This is a genomic window from Leptotrichia sp. HSP-342, from assembly GCF_041199995.1.
Taxonomy (GTDB): Bacteria; Fusobacteriota; Fusobacteriia; order Fusobacteriales; family Leptotrichiaceae; genus Leptotrichia; species Leptotrichia mesophila.
In genome coordinates this window covers 2,146,160-2,166,513 of the sequence record NZ_CP165646.1, presented here as the reverse complement: position 1 = coordinate 2,166,513, position 20,354 = coordinate 2,146,160, and the positions used below count along the sequence as shown (strand labels likewise).

At 29.5% G+C, this 20,354-nt stretch carries 19 protein-coding genes, 4 tRNA genes and 1 CRISPR repeat array; of the genes, 21 read left to right on the top strand and 2 right to left on the bottom strand.

Annotated features, from left to right (window positions below):
- Positions 1–8 precede the first annotated feature (8 nt).
- The 11 genes from cas1 to AB8B23_RS10770 all read left to right on the top strand — a co-directional run bounded on the left by cas1 (position 9) and on the right by AB8B23_RS10770 (position 10,395).
- Entirely contained in the window at positions 9–923 is a 915-nt protein-coding gene (cas1, locus tag AB8B23_RS10820) for a type II CRISPR-associated endonuclease Cas1 (protein WP_369712750.1), read from the top strand.
- The gene (gene cas2, locus AB8B23_RS10815; RefSeq protein WP_369712749.1) at positions 913–1,230 is read left to right on the top strand and encodes a CRISPR-associated endonuclease Cas2; all 318 of its coding nucleotides are present in this window, start codon (positions 913–915) and stop codon (positions 1,228–1,230) included. Before cas1 ends, cas2 begins: the two co-directional genes overlap by 11 nt.
- Before the next feature lie 107 nt (positions 1,231–1,337).
- Positions 1,338–1,643: direct repeats of the CRISPR family, unit length 36 nt; unit sequence GATATAGACCACCCCAATATCGAAGGGGACTAAAAC.
- A gap of 287 nt (positions 1,644–1,930) precedes the next feature.
- Positions 1,931–3,841: a threonine--tRNA ligase gene (thrS, locus tag AB8B23_RS10810; protein WP_369712748.1), complete on the top strand. Its 1,911-nt coding sequence runs from the start codon at positions 1,931–1,933 to the stop codon at positions 3,839–3,841.
- A 166-nt stretch (positions 3,842–4,007) separates the two neighbouring features.
- Complete coding sequence (locus tag AB8B23_RS10805; RefSeq protein WP_369712747.1) at positions 4,008–4,775, top strand: Bax inhibitor-1 family protein; 768 nt, start codon at positions 4,008–4,010, stop codon at positions 4,773–4,775.
- 108 nt (positions 4,776–4,883) lie between these two features.
- Positions 4,884–5,495, top strand: a complete 612-nt coding sequence (locus tag AB8B23_RS10800) for a hypothetical protein (RefSeq protein ID WP_369712746.1) — start codon at positions 4,884–4,886, stop codon at positions 5,493–5,495.
- 287 nt (positions 5,496–5,782) lie between these two features.
- The gene (locus AB8B23_RS10795; RefSeq protein WP_369712745.1) at positions 5,783–6,169 is read left to right on the top strand and encodes a hypothetical protein; all 387 of its coding nucleotides are present in this window, start codon (positions 5,783–5,785) and stop codon (positions 6,167–6,169) included.
- A gap of 218 nt (positions 6,170–6,387) precedes the next feature.
- Positions 6,388–6,645: a 50S ribosomal protein L28 gene (rpmB, locus tag AB8B23_RS10790; protein WP_021744054.1), complete on the top strand. Its 258-nt coding sequence runs from the start codon at positions 6,388–6,390 to the stop codon at positions 6,643–6,645.
- Between the two features lie 24 nt (positions 6,646–6,669).
- A tRNA-Arg gene (locus AB8B23_RS10785) sits at positions 6,670–6,746 on the top strand.
- 306 nt (positions 6,747–7,052) lie between these two features.
- The gene (locus AB8B23_RS10780; RefSeq protein WP_369712744.1) at positions 7,053–7,643 is read left to right on the top strand and encodes a GNAT family N-acetyltransferase; all 591 of its coding nucleotides are present in this window, start codon (positions 7,053–7,055) and stop codon (positions 7,641–7,643) included.
- 112 nt (positions 7,644–7,755) lie between these two features.
- Positions 7,756–9,582, top strand: coding sequence for a peptidylprolyl isomerase (locus AB8B23_RS10775; RefSeq protein WP_369712743.1), 1,827 nt, complete (start codon positions 7,756–7,758; stop codon positions 9,580–9,582).
- A 144-nt stretch (positions 9,583–9,726) separates the two neighbouring features.
- Positions 9,727–10,395, top strand: coding sequence for a methyltransferase (locus tag AB8B23_RS10770; protein WP_369712742.1), 669 nt, complete (start codon positions 9,727–9,729; stop codon positions 10,393–10,395).
- 56 nt (positions 10,396–10,451) lie between these two features.
- Here the strand turns inward: AB8B23_RS10770 and AB8B23_RS10765 are convergent, their stop codons facing one another.
- The gene (locus tag AB8B23_RS10765) at positions 10,452–11,972 is read right to left on the bottom strand and encodes a UDP-N-acetylmuramoyl-L-alanyl-D-glutamate--2,6-diaminopimelate ligase (RefSeq protein WP_369712741.1); all 1,521 of its coding nucleotides are present in this window, start codon (positions 11,970–11,972) and stop codon (positions 10,452–10,454) included.
- 464 nt (positions 11,973–12,436) lie between these two features.
- On the opposite strand from AB8B23_RS10765, the gene AB8B23_RS10760 reads away from it, so the two are divergent.
- The 10 genes from AB8B23_RS10760 (at position 12,437) to tsaD (ending at position 19,352) form a co-directional block, all read left to right on the top strand.
- Positions 12,437–13,639, top strand: a complete 1,203-nt coding sequence (locus tag AB8B23_RS10760) for a phosphoglycerate kinase (RefSeq protein ID WP_369712740.1) — start codon at positions 12,437–12,439, stop codon at positions 13,637–13,639.
- Between the two features lie 386 nt (positions 13,640–14,025).
- Positions 14,026–14,292 carry a preprotein translocase subunit YajC gene (yajC, locus tag AB8B23_RS10755; protein WP_021744047.1) on the top strand — a complete coding sequence of 89 codons (267 nt, stop codon included), beginning with the start codon at positions 14,026–14,028 and terminating at the stop codon, positions 14,290–14,292.
- Between the two features lie 42 nt (positions 14,293–14,334).
- Positions 14,335–15,477 carry an N-acetylmuramoyl-L-alanine amidase family protein gene (locus tag AB8B23_RS10750; protein ID WP_369712739.1) on the top strand — a complete coding sequence of 381 codons (1,143 nt, stop codon included), beginning with the start codon at positions 14,335–14,337 and terminating at the stop codon, positions 15,475–15,477.
- A gap of 24 nt (positions 15,478–15,501) precedes the next feature.
- Complete coding sequence (locus AB8B23_RS10745) at positions 15,502–16,044, top strand: GerMN domain-containing protein (RefSeq protein WP_369712738.1); 543 nt, start codon at positions 15,502–15,504, stop codon at positions 16,042–16,044.
- 280 nt (positions 16,045–16,324) lie between these two features.
- Positions 16,325–16,412 (top strand) — tRNA-Leu (locus AB8B23_RS10740).
- A 22-nt stretch (positions 16,413–16,434) separates the two neighbouring features.
- Positions 16,435–16,511 (top strand) — tRNA-Met (locus AB8B23_RS10735).
- A 3-nt stretch (positions 16,512–16,514) separates the two neighbouring features.
- Positions 16,515–16,591: transfer RNA gene (locus AB8B23_RS10730), tRNA-Met, on the top strand.
- A 77-nt stretch (positions 16,592–16,668) separates the two neighbouring features.
- Complete coding sequence (locus tag AB8B23_RS10725; RefSeq protein WP_369712737.1) at positions 16,669–16,956, top strand: putative quinol monooxygenase; 288 nt, start codon at positions 16,669–16,671, stop codon at positions 16,954–16,956.
- Between the two features lie 282 nt (positions 16,957–17,238).
- Complete coding sequence (locus tag AB8B23_RS10720) at positions 17,239–18,282, top strand: glycosyltransferase family 9 protein (RefSeq protein WP_369712735.1); 1,044 nt, start codon at positions 17,239–17,241, stop codon at positions 18,280–18,282.
- Positions 18,283–18,329: 47 nt separating this feature from the next.
- Positions 18,330–19,352 (top strand): tRNA (adenosine(37)-N6)-threonylcarbamoyltransferase complex transferase subunit TsaD, encoded by a 1,023-nt coding sequence (tsaD, locus tag AB8B23_RS10715; RefSeq protein ID WP_369712733.1) that lies wholly within the window; start codon positions 18,330–18,332, stop codon positions 19,350–19,352.
- A 168-nt stretch (positions 19,353–19,520) separates the two neighbouring features.
- Here the strand turns inward: tsaD and AB8B23_RS10710 are convergent, their stop codons facing one another.
- Entirely contained in the window at positions 19,521–20,345 is an 825-nt protein-coding gene (locus AB8B23_RS10710) for an HAD family hydrolase (protein ID WP_369712732.1), read from the bottom strand.
- Positions 20,346–20,354: the final 9 nt, after the last annotated feature.

Here is a 20,354-nt window from a genome sequence, read left to right as displayed (position 1 = left end):
GAAGAAAAATGTCCAATATAATTCACATAACAAAGGCTGATGATTTATCAATATCGAATAATCAGCTTGTAATGATTGATGAAGATAATAATGATGAGAAAAATAAGATTTCTTTGAATGATATATCTGCGATAGTTATTGAAAATTGTCATTGCAAGATTAGTGCGATTTTACAGTTGAGGCTGGTGGAAAATAATATTCCGATTATTATTTGCAATGAGAGACATCAGCCTGAAATTCATTCGCTGGGATTATTTAATCATTTTCAAGTGACTTTACGAATAAATGAACAGATTGAGTGGAAAAAAGAGAAAAAGGAAAAATTGTGGAGCAGGATAGTGGAGAATAAGATTGAAAATCAAAGAGCATTGTTAGAGTATCTTGAAAAAAGTGATGTTTCCATTGAAAGACTGAAAACATATAAGGAAAACTTGAAAAAAGATGATGTGAGTGCAGAACATCAGGAAGCAATAGCTTCAAGGATATATTTTCAGGAATTGTATAGCAATAGTTTTAAAAGATTTGATGAAGATGGTGTGAATTCCGCACTTAATTATGGATATATGATTTTAAGAGCTATAATATCGTCAAAGATTGTAGCAAAAGGGTTTCATCCGAGTCTGGGATTACATCATAAGTCACAGTTTAATGCTTATAATTTTTCTGATGATATAATAGAAGTTTTTCGTCCTATGGTGGATTATCTTGTTTATATGTACAAGGATATTTTGAATGAAGTGAAATTAAGTAAGGAGATAAGACAAAAAATACTTCTTGTAGCACAGCAGAAGGTATTATTTAATGATAAGAAATATGATTTTTTCCAAGCGGTAGACTATTATTTGGATAGCATAAGAAATTATTTTGTAAAAGATGAAGAAGTGATAATTCCGACATTGAGCGTGATGGACTATGAGTATTGAGTATTTTGGTCTGCTTATGTATGATTTTCCTATGCAGACAGATGTTGAGATATTTGAATATAGGACTTTTAGGAAAAAATTGATAGAAAAAGGATATTATCAGCTTCAAAAATCGGTATATATAATAAGGTCAAAAACAAAAGAAAAAATCGAACTGGCAGAAAAACAGTTATCAATGCTCGCTCCAGAAAATTCCTCAATTCGTTCCATTATACTGACAGAAGAGCAGTTTCAAAAAATGAAGGTGCTCGCAGGAGAAGTGACAATGGGAGAAAAAATTTCACAAAATAAAATATTAGAATTTTGAAAAATCAAAAAATGTGGTATAATAGTATAAGGTGGTTCTATATCATTAATAAAGACAAAAATAGAAAAATTAGAAATAAATATCTCATCAGTAAGAATTTAGGATGGGATATAGACCACCCCAATATCGAAGGGGACTAAAACATGGTGGATCAGCTGCTGGATAGCATGGATTGATATAGACCACCCCAATATCGAAGGGGACTAAAACAATCCAAAATTCCATGGACTAAATTCTACAGATATAGACCACCCCAATATCGAAGGGGACTAAAACTATATAAAACTTTAAGCTGATGATAAATTTTATGATATAGACCACCCCAATATCGAAGGGGACTAAAACATTTATCTCCTAACAGAGAAAGATTGATTTCTGATATAGACCACCCCAATATCGAAGTGGATTAAAACGTTAACGTTTGAATTATTAATTAGAAGTTAAAGATATAGACCACCCCAATATTGAAAAGTGATATTTAATAAAAATAACTTTTGAGTGAGAATAAAATTTCAATTCTTGCTCATTTTTTATTGTTTTTTGAATATAGTTGCTTGGTTGTTCTGAAATGCAAATTTTTGGAGACGTTTTAAATTTTTAGGTTGAAAAAAAATAAGAATTATACTATAATAAATAATTATGCGATTAGGCTAACTAGAGCCTAATTTTATTTGACAAAAGAGAGAAAGAAGGAATCGAAATGATAGAAATGATTTTGCCTGATGGTAGTAAAAGACAGTTGGAAAATCCGATGACTGTTGTAGAATTTGCAAAAAGTATTGGGAGCAGTCTTGGGAAGGCAACCGTTGGGGCGATAATTGACGGTGTGCAAGTTGATCCATCTCATATTATTGACAAATCTGGAACAATTGAAATAATTACTAATACAAGTGAAAAAGGGATAGAAATTATAAGACACAGCGCGGCACATATTATGGCTCAGGCTGTGCAAAGACTTTTCCCAAATACAAAGGTTACGATAGGGCCTGTTATTGAAAATGGATTTTTTTATGATTTTGACCCTGAAAAACCGTTTACTGAAGAAGATTTAGCAAAAATTGAAGAGGAAATGACAAAAATTGTAAAAGAGAATTATGAATTTAAAAGAAGTGAAATGACTGCCGAAGAAGCAAAAAAATTCTTTGCTGAAAAAGGTGAAACTTACAAAGTTGAGATAATTGAAGACTTGGGTGCAGATAAAGTTAGCATTTATCAGCAAGGTGAATTTATAGACTTATGCCGTGGAACACACATTCCATCGACTGGCTACCTAAAAGCATTTAAGCTAATGTCAACAGCAGGAGCTTACTGGCGTGGAGATTCAAACAATAAAATGCTTCAAAGAATTTACGGAGTAGCTTTTGCAACAAAAAAAGAGCTGGATGACTATTTGACAATGATGGAAGAAGCTGAAAAGAGAGACCACAGAAAATTAGGAAAACAGCTTGACTTGTTCTTTGTAGACGAGCATGGACCTGGATTTCCTTTCTTTATGCCAAAAGGTGTGGAATTATTTAATAAATTGCAGGAAATCTGGAGAGTTGAGCATAAAAAAAGAGGTTATCAGGAAATAAAAACTCCAATTATGCTAGATAAGGAATTGTGGGAAATTTCTGGACACTGGTTCAATTACCGTGAAAATATGTATACATCAACAATTGATGAAAAAGAATATGCAATAAAGCCTATGAACTGTCCGGGTTCAATAATTGCCTACAAGAATAACTTGCATTCATACAAGGATTTACCATTGAAATATGGAGAAATGGGACTTGTTCATAGACACGAATTTAGTGGAGCTTTACACGGGCTTATGAGAGTTAGAGCATTTACACAGGATGATGCCCACGTTTTCTGTACGAAGGAGCAAATTGAGGAACAAATTATCGAAATTATTGATTTATATGATAAATTTTATACTGTGTTTGGATTTGAATACCACATTGAATTGTCAACAAAACCTGATAAAGCAATAGGTTCAGACGAAATATGGGAAATGGCTGAAGCAAACTTGAAATCAGCTTTGGAACATAAAGGAATTAATTACAAGCTAAATCCTGGAGATGGAGCATTCTACGGACCAAAAATCGACTTTAAGATGAAAGACTCAATCGGAAGAATTTGGCAATGTGGAACAATCCAGTTAGACTTTAATCTTCCAGCAAGATTTGAAATGAGCTATATAGGTGCAGATGGTGAAAAACACGAGCCTGTAATGATTCACAGGGCAATGTATGGAAGTTTGGAAAGATTTATCGGAATTTTGATCGAACATTATGCAGGAGCATTCCCAACTTGGTTAGCGCCAGTACAAGCAAGAATCCTGACAATTTCTGACGAACAGGTACCTTTTGCAAAAGAATTGTTTACAAAACTTCAAGATGCAGGAATCAGAGTGGAACTTGATACAAGAGTAGAAAAAATTGGATACAAAATCAGAGAAGCAAACGGAGACCAAAAAATACCAGTTCAACTAATAATTGGTAAAAATGAAGTTGCAAACAACGAAGTAAACGTAAGAAGATTTGGTTCACAAGACAGTAAAAACGTATCAGTTGAAGAAATTATCCAAACTTTAAAACAGGAATCTTTTGTTCCGTTTTCAAAATAAAAAATAAGATTAAGTAATTTAACTGGTAAATAAAAGTCTTTTTAAAAGTAAAAAAGTTATAATATTATAATAGATGATAGCTTGGATATAGAATTTTGGATTAAGCTGTTCAAGTTATTAAAATGATTGAAGAAATGAAAAAGACTAAACTAATGAGGTGATTTTTATGAAAAATGATTATGATGAATTGGAAACTTACAATCATAATAACGATGATTACAACAAATATAACGGACAAATGTCAATGACTTATGATGATTTAAACAGACTTATAATTTCAAAAGTGCGTGGAAGTATGATGTGGATGGTAATAGGGCTTCTTATAACTGGTGGTATTGGTTTTATGGTTTATAATGGAGTAAATAATGGAAATTCTGTTGCATTTATGATAGTAGAGAAATACTGGATATTTCTTATTTTAGAAGTTGTTGCAGTTTTAGCCTTTTCAGCTTTAGTTTATACAGCAAATTCGAGTGTCTTAAAACTTATATTTTTAATATATTCGGCATTGAGCGGATTGACGTTCTCGGTTATTGGGCTCAGATATGCTCCAGATGTAATCGGATCAGCATTTTTAGGAACATTGTCAATCTTTGTAGTTTTAGCAATTTATGGATATTTTACTAAGGAAAACTTGACTAGATTTGTGCCATTGCTTACAGCTGGAATAATAGCAATGATCTTAGTAAGTGTAGTAAATATGTTTTTAGGAAATAGTGCAATTGATTTATTTGTGTCAGTATTAGGGGTAATCATTTTTACAATTTATATTGCAGTTGATGTAAACAGAATAAGAAATAATATTATCGCCTGTGCAGTTCATGAAGACTCAGATATTCTTAACAAAATTGAAATTGTTGGTGCTTTGGAATTATATTTGGATTTTGTAAACTTATTCTTGAGTCTTGTAAGAATTTTAGGAAGAAAAAGATAAAAAAATAATTTAATAAAAAATATAAAGGGTTATTTTGGGATTACCAATATTAAAATTGTTAATGCAATCTCAAAATAACTCTTATTCTATTTATTAAAGGGGAAAAATTTGAAAAGTAACAGGAAAATAGAAAATAAAATAGATGCCGAAACAGTCAAGGAAGTAAAAAAATTTATAAATGAAGAAATTTTAGCAAGCAGAATATGGGTATTTTCAGGAATTGCTATTTCAATTTTGCTGTGTATGATATTAAAAAACTATATGATTTTTGAATTGGATAACATAATTCAGTCATTAAGAAAATTAAAGGTGCCAGATGTAAAAGGAATATTCTTTATAATTTTATTTATTTTAGAAATTCTGTTTTTATTCATTTTACCAAAAATATTAATAAATAAACAAAAAAAGAATATGAAATCCGCCTTAACAGTCCTGTCGTTAATAATGGGCTTAATTCTTGCAATTTTTTATAGTGAATTTACATTTTTTTTTAAGCAAAAAGCCATTGTTGCAGGAATAATGTTTTTACTAACACTGATATTGGCAGTTTTGTTAATAAAAAAAGACATAAAAAATATACAAACTAAGATATTAGAAAAAGTAGAAGAAGGCAATACTGAAATTTTGGAAAAAACAAGATTCTTTTCAGCAATTATATTGTATTCAGATATTGTAAAAGCTTTGACTATGTATTTTTTGATGATGTTAATAATAAAATAGGCTAGTAATTTATTAATAGATATTTTTATGTTTTATATTTTTTCTTTATAAGAAAGATTTAGATAAATCTGGAGTAGTTCGTAGAACTTTCGCTACATTTATTAAGTGATACCAGTTAAATACGTTATAATAGATATTATTGCGAAATAAGGGGTATGACGTCTGATACCTTTGCGTAAAAAAACTAAAAATTATAAAAAAGAAAATAATTATGTAATAAAGTAATTTAGGATTTAAGAATAGAAAATTTAAATATTTAGAAATAAATTTTAAGAAAGGATATAATAATGAAAAGAAAAATAGAATGTGTTGAAGAATTTCACAGAATTTATAAACTTGGAAATTCTGACAAACCAATTGGAAAATTAGAAAATGGACTAGAAAAATTGAGATTTGATTTGATGAAGGAAGAGAATGAGGAATATTTAGAAGCGGCTAAAAGAGGAGATGTTGTGGAAGTTGCAGATGCTCTTGGAGATATGCTTTATATTCTTTGTGGGACAATAATTGAGCATGGGATGCAGGATGTTATTGAGGATGTATTTGAGGAGATTCATCGAAGTAACCTTAGCAAGCTGGATGAAAACGGAAATCCAATTTATCGTGAAGATGGAAAGGTAATAAAAGGACCGAATTATTTTCCACCAAATCTAAAGAAATTTTTTCAAAAATAAGGAAAATTTATGAAATAAAGTAAAAAATATGGATAATAACTTGTAAAAATTCATAAAATATGATAAAATAAGTTTCGATATGTAAAAATAATTTTAACTGAATAACGATTTTTTTAAAAGAGTTAAGTTAATATATTATAATAAAAAACAGTAAATGACTGTAAAAAAATAAAGATGAAAGGAGAACTACTAAAATATTTTAGTAGAGGTGAATAAAGATGCAAAGATGTGAAGTTTTTGGAAAAACAGTAAGCCATGGAAATAGAGTAAGTCACTCTCACAGAGCTACAAAAAGAATTTGGAGGCCAAATTTACAAACAATGCTTCTAACTATTAACAACGAAGAAGTTAGAGTAAGAGTTTGTACAAAAGCTATGAAAACTTTAAAAGGGAAAAATAACGACCAAGTAAAAAAAATCTTGTTAAAGAACAAAGAAACATTAAGCCCTAAAATTTTAAAAGTATTAGCAAAGTAAGTTTTTTATAACTTACTTTTTTGTGTATCCGTAGCTCAACTGGATAGAGCGTCTGACTTCGGATCAGAAGGCTTGGGGTTCGATTCCTCACGGGTATGCCATTTTATGTGAAGAATTATTTAACAGAATAAACAGATATAAGGACTTTGACGTCCCTATCTAAATATTTTTTTGAACAGTTTTAACCTTTAAAATAGGGCTAAAACTGTTTTTAATTAAAAAGTTTTTACAAATTTAAAGTGTATATTGAAAAAAGTTAATAGTATTTCTATTATAGTAATTCTAGTTTAAAATTAAGAGTAAAAGATTAGGCTGTATCTTAATCCATTGTTTTTTTATATATTTTTATTCTAGATTTTAAATAGATTTACTATAATGATGAAAAACAGATATGTGAAGGTGAAAAGATGAAAATAAAAAAAGAAAATTTAATTTTTAGATTTGCAACTGAAGAAGATGCTGAAAAAATTTTAAAAATTTATAAACCGTATATTGAAAATACCACTATTACATTTGAATATGAAGTGCCTTCAGTTGAGGAATTTAAAGGCAGAATAAAAGAAGTTTCAGAGAAATATCCGTATATTGTCTGTGAATGTGGAAATAAGATTGCTGGTTATGCCTACGCTTATAAAATTTGGACTAGGGCAGCTTATCAGTGGGATACGGAACTTTCTGTCTATACTGATGAAAAATTTTATGGAAATGGAATTGGGAAAAAGTTATATAAAATTTTGATTGAAATATTGAAGTTGCAGAATGTTGTAAATGTTTATGGACTTGTAACTTATCCTAATGAAAACAGCGAGAAATTACACAACTACTTTGGATTTAAAAAGGCTGCATATTTTGAAAATTCAGGGTATAAATTTGGAAAATGGATTGGTGTGACTTGGTTTGAAAAGGCTATTAATGAGCATTTTGATAATCCTAAGCTAGTTAGAAAAATATCAGAAATTGATGAAGAGAAAGTGCAAAGAATACTAAAATCAGTCTAAAAGAAATTTTTCCGAAAATTTACGTGATTCTTATTTAAAAAATAATAGAAAAATAGTGTATTGTATGCTATAATACTTAAATGACTAAAGAAAAAGGAAAGGAAGACAGATAATGGGATTATTTAGAACTCACAAGAAAGCAATTCAAATTATTTCTGCAGTTATGATAGGAATATTTGGAATATCAATGCTTGTAACAGGTATATTGTTCCTAAAAAATAACGTATTTGGAGCTATGAACCACAGGGAAGTGATTGCGACAGTCAATGGAACAAAAATTTACCGTGATGATTTTGACAGGGAGAACTATGGACTAAAGTCTCAGCTTAATGAAATAAATCAGCAGAAGATACAACAATTGTCACAAGCTGGAGTAAGTACGGAAAATATAAAGAATATTCCTGATAATATTATAGATGAGTATGTTTTACAGCTTATGATTAATAAGGAAGTGCTACTTTCATCAGCTCATAATTTAGGAATAAAAGTAAGTGGATCTGAAATAAACAAGGAATTTGACAATTATCAGAAACAGTCTCAAATGAACAGAAAAGAATTTTCTGATCACTTAAGAAAAAGAGGTTATAACATAACTTCTTTTAAAAAGGCGATAAAAGACGAAAAGATAATTGGGAAAATGAGAGAAAAGATATTTTCAAATGACAAAGTTACAGATGAAGAAATTAAAAAAGCATATGAGAGAAATAAATATTCTAGAGCTTTTTTAAATAGGGACTTTGAAGATGTGAAGGAAGAAATTAAGGAAAATATGACACAAGATAAGAATATCATGATTCTAAATTCATACATTGCAAAGGCTAAGGAAAAAACTAAAATTGCATTTAAGGACAAGAAATTTGAAAAAATGTATGCCAATATGACAGCAGCTGTAGCGCAAAATGGAGATTACAAATATACAAATGAAGCTGTAAATGAGCAGTTGGTAAATCTTGTTTCACAGACTCAGCAAGGATACTCAGATAAGGCTGTAAACGAACTAAAAGCAACATTGAAGACAAATCTTGATAAATTTGTAAAAATTTCTAACAAGGCAAAGGCGGCAGGAATAAAAGCCGATCCGGAACTAACAGGCGTGGAGCAGCTAAGAGATTATTCACAAAAATATTATAATTACTTGATTGATACGTATAAGCCTGATGAAGCTGCATTGCAGGCAAAATTTAATGCGAATAAAAATAACTACAATATTCCTAACAGTATAGGCGGTTATGTAATTGGAGAAGAATATCAGGCAGGAGATGGAGATTTTGAAACAGCCAAGAAACAAGCTCAAGATATAATGAAAACAACAAATAAAGATAACTTTGCAGCTAAAGCAAAAGAATTTTCAAAAGATCCAGGATCAGCAAACAACGGTGGAAGTTTAGGAGAAACAGCCGATCTTTCACAACTTGTACCTGAATTTGCAAATGCGGTTAAGAGCGGGAAGGCAGGAGACATTGTTGGACCAATAAAAACTCAATTTGGATACCATATTATATATATTCAAAGTAAAGATGCAAATAACGAAAATGTTGCAAAAGTTAGCCATATTCTAATAACACCAACTATTTCTGAAGCTTCAAAACAAAAAATTATTAAAAAAGTTAATGAGCTGAAAGCAGAAATTGAAAGTGGAAAAGTTACGTGGAGCACAGTAGAAAAACAAGATAAATATAAATTTAGCGTAAAAGAAAGATTCACAAAAATGGTTAAATCAGATGCAATTCCAGGAATTGGAAAAAACGATGAACTGATGAACCAGATATTTGCGCTGAAAAAAAATGGAATTCTTGAAAGAAATGATGCTTCAGGATACTATCTGATAACAAAAACATCCGAAATACCATTTACACAGGCAACATTTGAAAATTCGAAAGAACGTGTAAGGCTGGAACTGGCACATGAATATGCAGACAAGGAATTAGAAATTTTATAAAATACATTCTAAAATTTTTTCAATTTATAGTTTGATAAAAAAATTTGGTTTTTTATAAATTTAAATAAATATGTTTTCAGAAACTGTTTCAAGTATAAAAATATTTGGGGCAGTTTTTATTTTTTTTAAAAAGGAGTTAAGAAGATGGGATATATTGAAATTCTGGAAAGTGTTGATAAAAAGATAGTTATAGAGGAAAAGGGGTTAAAAATAACAGAAGATGCCTTGTTACTATCTAATTTTTTAAGAAAATACTTTAGTAAAAAAAATAAAAATTTGAAGAATAAAAAAAGCGTAATTTTAGAAATAGGAGCAGGACAGGGAATAATGAGTCTATTAATTTCAGAAATTGATGTGTTGGAGAAAATTATTGCAGTTGAGGTACAGAAAGATGTGTATGAAATATTAGAAAAAAATATTGAAATAAATAATTTGAATAAAAAAATAATCCCATTAAATAAGAATATAAAAAATATTAATGGGAAATATGATTTTATTTTTTCAAATCCGCCATATAAAAAAATTAATTCTGGAAAATTATCTAAAAACAAATCAGAGTGCATTAGTAAATATGAAATTTTACTCACATTGGAAGAACTTTTTAAAGAAATTCGAAGACTTTTGAACAATCATGGAGAATTTTTTGTAATTGTTCCAAATAGTAGGTTAAATGATGTATTCAAATACATTTATGAAAATAATATGAACATTCTCTCAATTGAAATAAATAGATATAAAAAAATGGATCTGGTTATAGTACATGGGAAAAAAGGAGGAAAAATAAAGTCGGAAATTAAAATTGATTTTTTTTAATATCTATACGACATTCAATAGATATGATTTTAGAGAAAAAAGAGGCATTAGCCTCTTTATATTTTGCTTTCCAGCGCTTCCTTTACAACCTCTCTATCATCAAAATAAATTTTTTCAGTTCCGACTATCTGATATGTTTCATGTCCTTTTCCAGCAATTAGGAGACTATCGCCTTTTTCAAGCATTCTTGTTGCATATTTTATAGCCTTTTCTCTGTCAGCGATGATAAGGTATTTGTCAAAAGGGAATTTTTCACCTATAAGCCCTTTTTCTATGTCTGCTAGAATTTTTGTAGGATTTTCTGTACGTGGATTATCTGAAGTTAAGATAATGAAATCGCTGAATTTCGTAGCGGCTTGTGCCATTTTTGGACGTTTTTCATGATCTCTGTCACCACCTGCACCAAATACTGTAATTACACGGTTATCAGTAATCTGTTTTAGAGTCTTTCCAACATTCAGAAGACCATCATCAGTATGCGCAAAGTCCACTACAATCCTTACATCTAAATCATTCTTTATTGTTTCAAATCTTCCAGGAACTGCTGGCATAGTTTCCAGCTTTCTGGTAATTGTATCCATCTCTATTCCTAGCGATAGTACTGAAGCTACACAGCCAAGAAGGTTATACAAGTTATATTCTCCAACTAAGTCTATTTCAATTCTGTATACTTCTTGTGTATTTTTCAGATTTTTTCCAAATTTTTCAAGAAAATTTCTAAGATTTATTTTTACTTTCATTCCATTATTTGTATAATTCAGAATATCTCCCCATATATCAGCATTTTCATCTTTTACACTTATTGAAATATAGTTTTTTCCATTTTTTTCAGAATAAATATTTGCCCCGTGTTCATCATCAATATTGATTACTCCGATACCGTTATGATTTTTATCATTTCTTAGCATTGAAAATATTTTTTTCTTAGCATTAAAATAGTTTTCCATTGTCTTGTGAAAGTCCAAATGATCTTGAGTTAAGTTTGTAAAAATTACAGAATCAAATTTTAACATGTCAACACGTCCAATTTCAAGGGCATGCGAACTTACTTCCATTATGAAGTAGTCAGCTCCACTTTTTACACTTTTGTCAATCAACTTTATTAACTCAAGCGATTCGGGAGTTGTATTTACTGTTTCAAATTCTTCATCAAGAATACGATTTCCAGTTGTCCCTATTCTAGCAGTTTTTTCCAAGATATTTTCAAGAACAAAACTTGATGTAGTTTTTCCGTTTGTTCCTGTAATTCCAATGATTTTTATTTTATTTTGCGGATAGCTATAGTAGTTTGAAGCGATTATTCCAAGCTTTTTTCGTATATTTTCAACTTGTATGAAAGTTACATCATCAATATTTTTGTATTGCCCTGTGTCAGTATCTTTTTCGGAAATAATCATTTTTGCACCGTTATTAATGGCTTTCTGAATAAAGTCATGTCCATCCACGATGCTTCCTGTCATTGCTACGAAAATAAAATCTTTTTCAATTTTGCGTGAATCATATTCGATGCCTTTTATCTTAAAACTTTTTCCCTCTTTAAGTGTTTTGTACTCCACATCTTTAAATATTTTATACATTTTTTACTCTCCTCTCCTCTTTTTTAAGAATTTTTATTGTAATGCCAAAATCTTTTCCTAAGTTAAATCTCATACTATGGAGTTTATCTTAACTCGGGTATTAAGGATAAAAAATTTTAGACATACAAAATCCGCTTTGAAACCAAACTCAAAAAACTATACTGTTTTTCCCTTAAGCAGTAAATATATTCTGATTTTTACAGTTTGATTTTGAAGCGGTTGAATATTCTCAAATTTGTTTATAATATATTTTATCATTTTAATTGAAAAAAATCTACTGTTAAAGAAATATCTAAGATTTATACTAAACATACCTATTGAAAATCTTAGTGATGACAAATATCTAGGACATAAAAATTTTCTTTAATCTTTATGATTAAATAACTTGAAAATGAGTTTAAAGAGTGGTATAATTCAGTTAGGAAGAAAAGATATTATGATAAATTTTAGGAGGATATAACCGAATGGCTAAAAAAACTTTAAAAGATTTAGATGTAAAAGGTAAAAAAGTATTAGTAAGAGTTGATTTCAATGTACCAATAAAAGATGGAGTTATTACAAATGATAATAGAATTACAGCAGCACTTCCAACTTTAAAATACATTTTGGAAAATGGTGGAAAAGTAATTGCATTCTCTCACCTAGGGAAAGTAAAAGAAGAAGCTGATAAAGCATCAAAAACTTTAGCGCCAGTTGCAAAAAGATTGGAAGAAGTTCTAGGAAAACCAGTTAAATTCGTGCCTGAAACAAGAGGAGCAGCATTAGAGTCAGCAGTTGCTGAGTTAAAAGACGGAGAAATCTTAATGTTTGAAAATACTAGATTTGAAGATTTGGACGGTAAAAAAGAATCTAAAAATGATCCTGAATTAGGTAAATACTGGGCATCACTTGGAGATGTATTCGTAAATGACGCATTCGGAACTGCACATAGAGCACACGCTTCAAATGTAGGAATTGCTTCAAATATAAAAGAGTCTGCAGTAGGATTCCTTGTAGAAAAAGAAATTGAATTTATCGGTGGAGCAGTTGACAATCCTGAAAGACCATTAGTTGCTATTTTAGGTGGAGCAAAAGTTTCTGATAAAATTGGTGTAATAGAAAACTTATTAGACAAAGCTGATAAAGTAATTATTGGTGGAGGAATGATGTTCACTTTCTTAAAAGCTGAAGGTAAAAACACAGGTTCTTCATTATTAGAAACTGATAAAGTGGAATTAGCCGCTTCATTGATTAAAAAAGCTAAAGAAAAAAATGTTGAATTGTTATTGCCAATTGATACAGTTGTAGCAAAAGAATTTAAAAATGATACAGAATTTAAAACAGTTTCTGTAGACGCTATCGAAGATGGATGGATGGGATTAGATATAGGAGAAGCATCTATTAAATTATTCTCAGATGCTCTAGTTGGTGCAAAAACAGTAGTATGGAACGGACCAATGGGAGTATTTGAAATGGAGAACTTCGCAAAAGGGACAATCGGTGTATGTAAAGCAATCGCAGAATTATCTGGAGCTAAGACAATCATCGGTGGTGGAGATTCAGCAGCAGCAGCTATCCAATTAGGATTTGCTGACAAATTCTCACATATTTCAACTGGAGGAGGAGCATCGCTTGAATACTTGGAAGGAAAAGTATTGCCAGGAGTAGATGCAATTTCAGAAAAATAATAACTATAATAACTAACTTAATTGACTAAATTAATTTAGTTAACTAAAAATAATTTTTTCATTTTAATCACGAAATGGCTGTCTTGAAATTAATTTTTTGAGATAGTCATTTTTATTTTTAAATGAATTTGGTATAAGTAAGATTATTAATAGTAAATATTTTATACAAATGAAGGAAAAATACATATAATACTATTTTTCATTTAAATATTAGGTTTATATTTTTTATTAAAAAAGTTTGTAATAAATTTGTTATTTAAATAAAGTTTAGTATGAAAAAAATAATTTTTTAAAAAATTGAAACATATCTTAAATTATGTTATAATTAAAATTGATTTTAAAATTAAAGAAGGAGGAAAGTATAAGTTTAATTATACAAAGTAAAAATGGATAAAAATTCAATTGGGGTAATATTAATTTATGTAGCATTTATGGCAATATTAATTTTACCAACATATTTTGCGAACAAGAAAAAGAAAAAACAAAAAGCTGAATTGCTGGAAAATTTGAAAGTCGGAGATAAAATAACGACAGTTGGAGGTATACAGGGAACTATTGTAAATATTTTAACAGAAACTGTAGAAATGAAAATAGATAAGAATGCTAGAATGACAGTTCTAAAGTCTGCAGTAGACAAAATCGAAAAAAAATAAAATTGGTATTAGATATTATAATAAAAAAATAGGAGGAAAAAAATGAAAAGAATATTGTTATTACTGTTACTTTTTGTGAGTGCGATTACATTTTCTGATACTTTGAAAAATATATCATACAATAATGGAAAAGTTATAGGAACATTTAGAGAAAATAAGCAAATTATGCCAAATGCATCAGTTACAAAACTAGGAAATGAAGATATTTTAATGCTAAGTTTTCCAAACAGTGAAATGGAAAGCAATGTTCAGGCATTTATTAATCAAAATGACCAGTATATAAGCAAAGTTTATACAACTCAAAGAAATGGAATGGTTGTTGTTTACGTTTACTTAAAACCATCTGTAACTTATCAGGTTGTAAGTAGAACTGGACAATTTCAAGTAACGTTAGATGGCGGAAAAACAGCATCAAGAAATAATAATTCACAAACATCAAGATATAATACAACAACACAAAGTCAATCAACTGCTAATACACAAACAGCACAAACGCAAACACAAAGACAGTCAAATACTTATACTCCCACTGGAAATAAAAAGTATACGATTGTTGTAGATCCTGGACATGGTGGACATGATTCGGGAGCAAGAGGAAATGGTTACAATGAAAAAGATATAGCGTTACAAGTAGCAACAAGACTAGCTAATAATCTAAGACAAGATTTTAATGTTATTATAACAAGAAATTCAGACTTTTTTGTACCATTAGATACAAGAGCAAAAATCGGAAATGATGCAAATGCAGACTTTTTTGTAAGTATCCACTTGAACTCAAGTTCAAGTTCGTCAGCAAATGGAACAGAAGTATTCTACTATAGCAAAAAAGATCAAGGAAGCTATGCCGCACAAGTAGCAAAATTTGAAAATAGAGTTGATGGAAGTTATGGAGATGTGCCATTTTCAGACTTTATCTTAAATGATATTTTTTATAGAAAAAATCAAAAAACAAGTCAAGCTATAGCTGAAACTGTACTAGATAATCTTATTAATACAACAGGGTTAAGAAGAAGAGGAGTATTTGGAGCAAACTTTGCAGTACTTCGTGGAAGTAATTCACCATCAATACTTGTGGAATTAGGATTTATGAATAATTATTCTGATTTATCACACTACTTGACACCAGAAGGTCAAGAAAGTGCAGCAAGTGCTATTGGTAATGCAATAAGAAAATATTTTAAATAATGCAAAATAGCATAGGAGAAATTTATGCAAAAAAAAACAAAAGAGAAAAAACCTAAAAAGAAAAAAGGTCTTTTAAACAGTAATTTTTTAGTAACATTACTTTTTTTAATAACAGTTGCAGTAGTTGCAATAAATCGTTATGATAACGAGCATAAAAGCAAAATTCATGTAGATGTAGATAAGAATTTGGTGCAGGAAACAACACAGGAAGAAGAAACGCAGAATAAAATTTCTATTTTTGTATATGATCCTGCAACAAGGACAGTTAACGAGAGGGAAATTACAGTACCACGACAAATGAACCTTATAGAAGGTGATTTTATAAACGGAATCATAAGAAATTCCAATTATATTACAGAGGATATGAAATTTAGAAGCGCATATAATCTTAGAATTGATAATGTAAATACAACAGTTGTGAAATTAAATGCATCATTTGCTAATTTAAAAAAAGATGCCGAATTATATAATGGATTTTCTCAGGCTGTGACAAATACAATATTAAAAAACTTTCCAAATATTCAAAGTGTATTAATTCAGATAGATGGAGAAACAAATACAAGATAATCTATTAATTAAAAATTAATAAAGGAATAGCTATTGCAATATCTAGTAATAATCTAGATATCGCAATAGTTTTTTTTACAGTTTAATTAAACTTTTTCTATTTTATATATGTCTAAATTATTTTGATTAATTATTTATATAAAAAAATAAATTATTATTAGTAAAATGACTTAATAATTCTTGTTTTTTGAGTAAAAAGAGTATTACGAAAAAAAGAGTTGACAAATAGAGGAAAATACTATATAATATTATTCGTAAGTTTACTTTTTAAGTAAAATAAGCCTTGGTGGCGAAATCGGTAGACGCACAGGACTTAAAATCCTGTGGGAATTTATCCCGTGCCGGTTCAAGTCCGGCCCGAGGCACCATTTAATAACAAACTTTCATTGTCGCGGGATAGAGCAGCATGGTAGCTCGTCGGGCTCATAACCCGAAGGTCGTTGGTTCAAATCCAGCTCCCGCCACCAAATGCCTAGATAGCTCAGTTGGCTAGAGCATACGGTTCATACCCGTAGGGTCGGAAGTTCGAATCTTCTTCTAGGCACCATTATATTAATTATATTATGCTTACAATTGATGTAGGTATTTTTTTTTATAAAATATACCTAGAAAGGAGATTAATTTATGATTCATATATTAGCAAGTTTTAAAGTGAAAAATGATAAATTATCTAATTTTATAAGTCTTTGTAATGAACTTATAGAGGAAAGCCGTAAGGAAAAAGGATGTATTTCATACCATCTACAACAAAATACCGAAAAAGAAAATCATTTGGTTTTTGTTGAGGAATGGGAATCTAATGAAGCTATTGAGCAGCATAATGCAAGCCGACATTTTACTAGAATTGTACCATTATTAGTAGAAATGTGTGAAAGTGCTCCAATTATTCAGACTTTTAATAAATTAGTTTAAAAATTTTTGAAATACAGTTGATTTATTGACTGTATTTTTTTGTTTTACAATTATATTATTTTGAAACTTAAATTTGCAATGTTATCGACTGTATTATTTAAAAATTAAAATTAATTGATTTAACATAAAAATATGTTGAAAAATGCTTGACTAATAGTAGGTTTAAATTATAAAATATAAATAAAGTCAAACTTAAAATACAAAGTTATTTTACTCAAATCTTGTGTTTGTTTTATTAAATGAAATGAGTAAAATAATATTCTTATTTAGAAAAGGAAAAATATGAAAATATTAATAATAAGATTTAGTTCATTTGGAGATGTGGTTCTTACAACTCCAGTGATAAGGGCAATTAAAGAGAAGTATCCAGAGGCTGTGATAGATTTTATAGTTTATAATACTTTTTCTGGGGCAATTTCATTGAATCCCGAAATTAGAAATTTGGTGATTTTTGATAAAAGAAAAAGCAAGGATAGAAATTATATAAAAGATATTATAAATAAGCTGAAAATAGAGAATTATGACTACGTTATTGATTTACATTCTAAATTTCTTTCTAGAATTATTGGAAAAATCCTTGAAAATAGACACACTCAGTATTGCCGATATAAAAAAAGAAAATGGTGGAAAACTATACTTGTAAAAGCGAAACTTATTACATATAACGCAGATTGTACAATTGTTGAAAGTTATTTTACAGCATTAAAAAAACTGGGAATAAGTTTTTCTGATAAAAATATGAAAAATGGATTTGGAGATAATCTGGAATTTTATGTTGATAAAAAAATAGAAGAAGAATTTGTACAAAAATATGATTTGAAAGACGGAAGTTATTTTGTGTTGGCTCCAGGAGCTTCTAAATTTACAAAAAAGTGGCCTTATTATGATGAACTGGCAAAAAAGTTTCTCAAAAATGAAAGTAAATTTGTAAAAAATAATGAAAAGTTAAGAATTTTTGTGATTGGTGGAAAAGAAGATGCGAATGTTGTAAAAGCTGATGGAGATGGACGAGTGATTGATTTGTGTGGAAAAATCTCTTTTAAAGAAAGTGGAATATTACTAAAATATGCCAAAGCATCAATTGTAAACGATTCAGGCCCTTTCCATATAGCTAGAGCCGTAAAAGTCAAAACTTTTGTATTTTTTGGACCAACTGATCCAAAATTATTTTCCTTTGAAAAAAGTACATTTTTACTAAATAATCCAAACTGTCCGCCACATTCACTTTATGGAGATGACAAATTTCCTAAGAAATATGCAGATTGTATGGCTGGAATTTCTGTAGAAACTGTATTTAACAAAATTGTTAAGGAATATGACAATTAAAAATTGAAGAGAAAAATGAAAAACAAAAAGAAGAAAGAGAGAAAACCATGAAAATACTTGCATTTGAAACATCCTGTGATGAAACTTCCGTTGCAGTTGTAGAAGATGGAAAAAAGATTTTAAGCAATATTATTTCCACTCAGATTGATATTCATAAGGAATTTGGAGGGGTAGTTCCTGAAATTGCCTCACGGCATCACATTGAAAATATTTTACCAGTATTTACTGAAGCTCTGGAAAAAGCAAATTGTCAATTAAGCGATATCGATTACATCGCTGTAACAAATACTCCTGGACTTATCGGTTCCCTGCTTGTAGGCTTGATGTTCGCAAAATCCTTGAGTTATGCCAACAATATTCCGCTACTTCCAGTAAATCACATTAATGGACATATTTTCTCAAGTTTTATTGATAACGATGTAAAATTACCTGCAATATCACTAGTTGTATCAGGCGGACATACAAACTTGTATTATATTTACGAAGAAAATGGAAAAATAATTACTGATTTACTTGGTGAAACATTGGACGATGCTGTTGGAGAAACTTATGATAAAATTGCAAGAATATTGGGATTAGAATATCCAGGAGGGCCACATATTGATAGACTATCAGTAAATGGAGAAGATATTTTAAAAATAAAAAAACCAAAAATTAACGGCTACAACTTCAGTTTTAGTGGAATAAAGACTTTTATAACTAATTATGTAAATAATCAAAAGATGAAAGGTAATCCTATTTCAAAAGAAGATATTGCAAAATCTCTTCAGGAAATTATTGTAAATGTCTTATATGATAAAATATTGATAGCTGTAAAGGAAAAAGATGTGAAAACGATACTTGTCGCAGGTGGTGTTTCAGCAAATAGAAGACTTCGTGAAAAATTTTCGGAATTTAAAAATATTCAAACTAATGAAGGTAATCAAATAGAAGTTTATTTTCCAAAAATGGAATATTGCACTGATAATGCTGCTATGATAGGTGTTGCAGCTTATTATGACTTAAAGAATAATTCTCAAATTGAGCTAGAAAAACAATATGATGTAGATGCGATTTCTACTAAAAATTAGAAAAACACTAATGGCACAGTCAATAGGAAATATCGTTTTGGTTGTGCCAAAATAATAAAAAAATAATCGCTACTATTTATTATAATAACGATTATTTCGAAATTTTTTTAGAACTTTTTTATCAAATAAATACTATTTCTATACTAATTTAATCTTTTTTCTGTAAAATTAAAGATTTTTTGCTCTTTCCAAAAACAGCTCCTGTAATTTCACAGCTTCTCCATCTTCCGTATTTTCTCTAACAAATTCAAAATCTTTTGGTAACAGTTTTCTTAGCCTGTCGATGGAATTTCCCATTGCATAGCCTTTTCCAACCATTGTAAGCATTTCAAAATCATTCTCACCATCACCAAAGGCTACTGCATCCTTTAGTTCCAAGCCTTCCCTTTCTAACAAGAATTTTGCCGCCGCTCCTTTATTTGCACCTTTTGCCATAACTTCCATACAGTAATCACTTACAAAGATAACATTTACATCATCTGTTATTTTCAAGATGGCTTTTTCTAAGTTTGTAAGTTGCTCATGATCTCCAATGTAGAATATTTTTAATATATCCAAATTTTTTAATTCATTTTTTGGAACTTCCTTAAAGTCAACTTTTACATCTCTTGGAATTCTGTCATACACTTTTTGAGCCGTTCCTTTGGTAATAATCCAGTCATTTCCTGAAAAAATGTTTAGGTGTGAACCTTCTGCAATATTCTCGTAATCAAGCGCCAATATTGCTGTTGCTGCTTTACTTGACAATCCTTTTTCATATATCATATTTCCATCTGCATCAAAAATTCTTGCACCATTTGCTGCTATAACTGGAATCTTTACTTCAAGCTGTTCAGTCACATATCCAATTTGATCATAACTTCTGCCTGAGGCAATATAAAAATTTACTCCTTTTTTTATTATTTCCTTTATTACATTTTTAGTAAATTTTGTAACATGATGACCTCTGCTTAGCAAAGTTCCATCCAAATCACTAATAACTGCTTTATACATAAGTTTTCC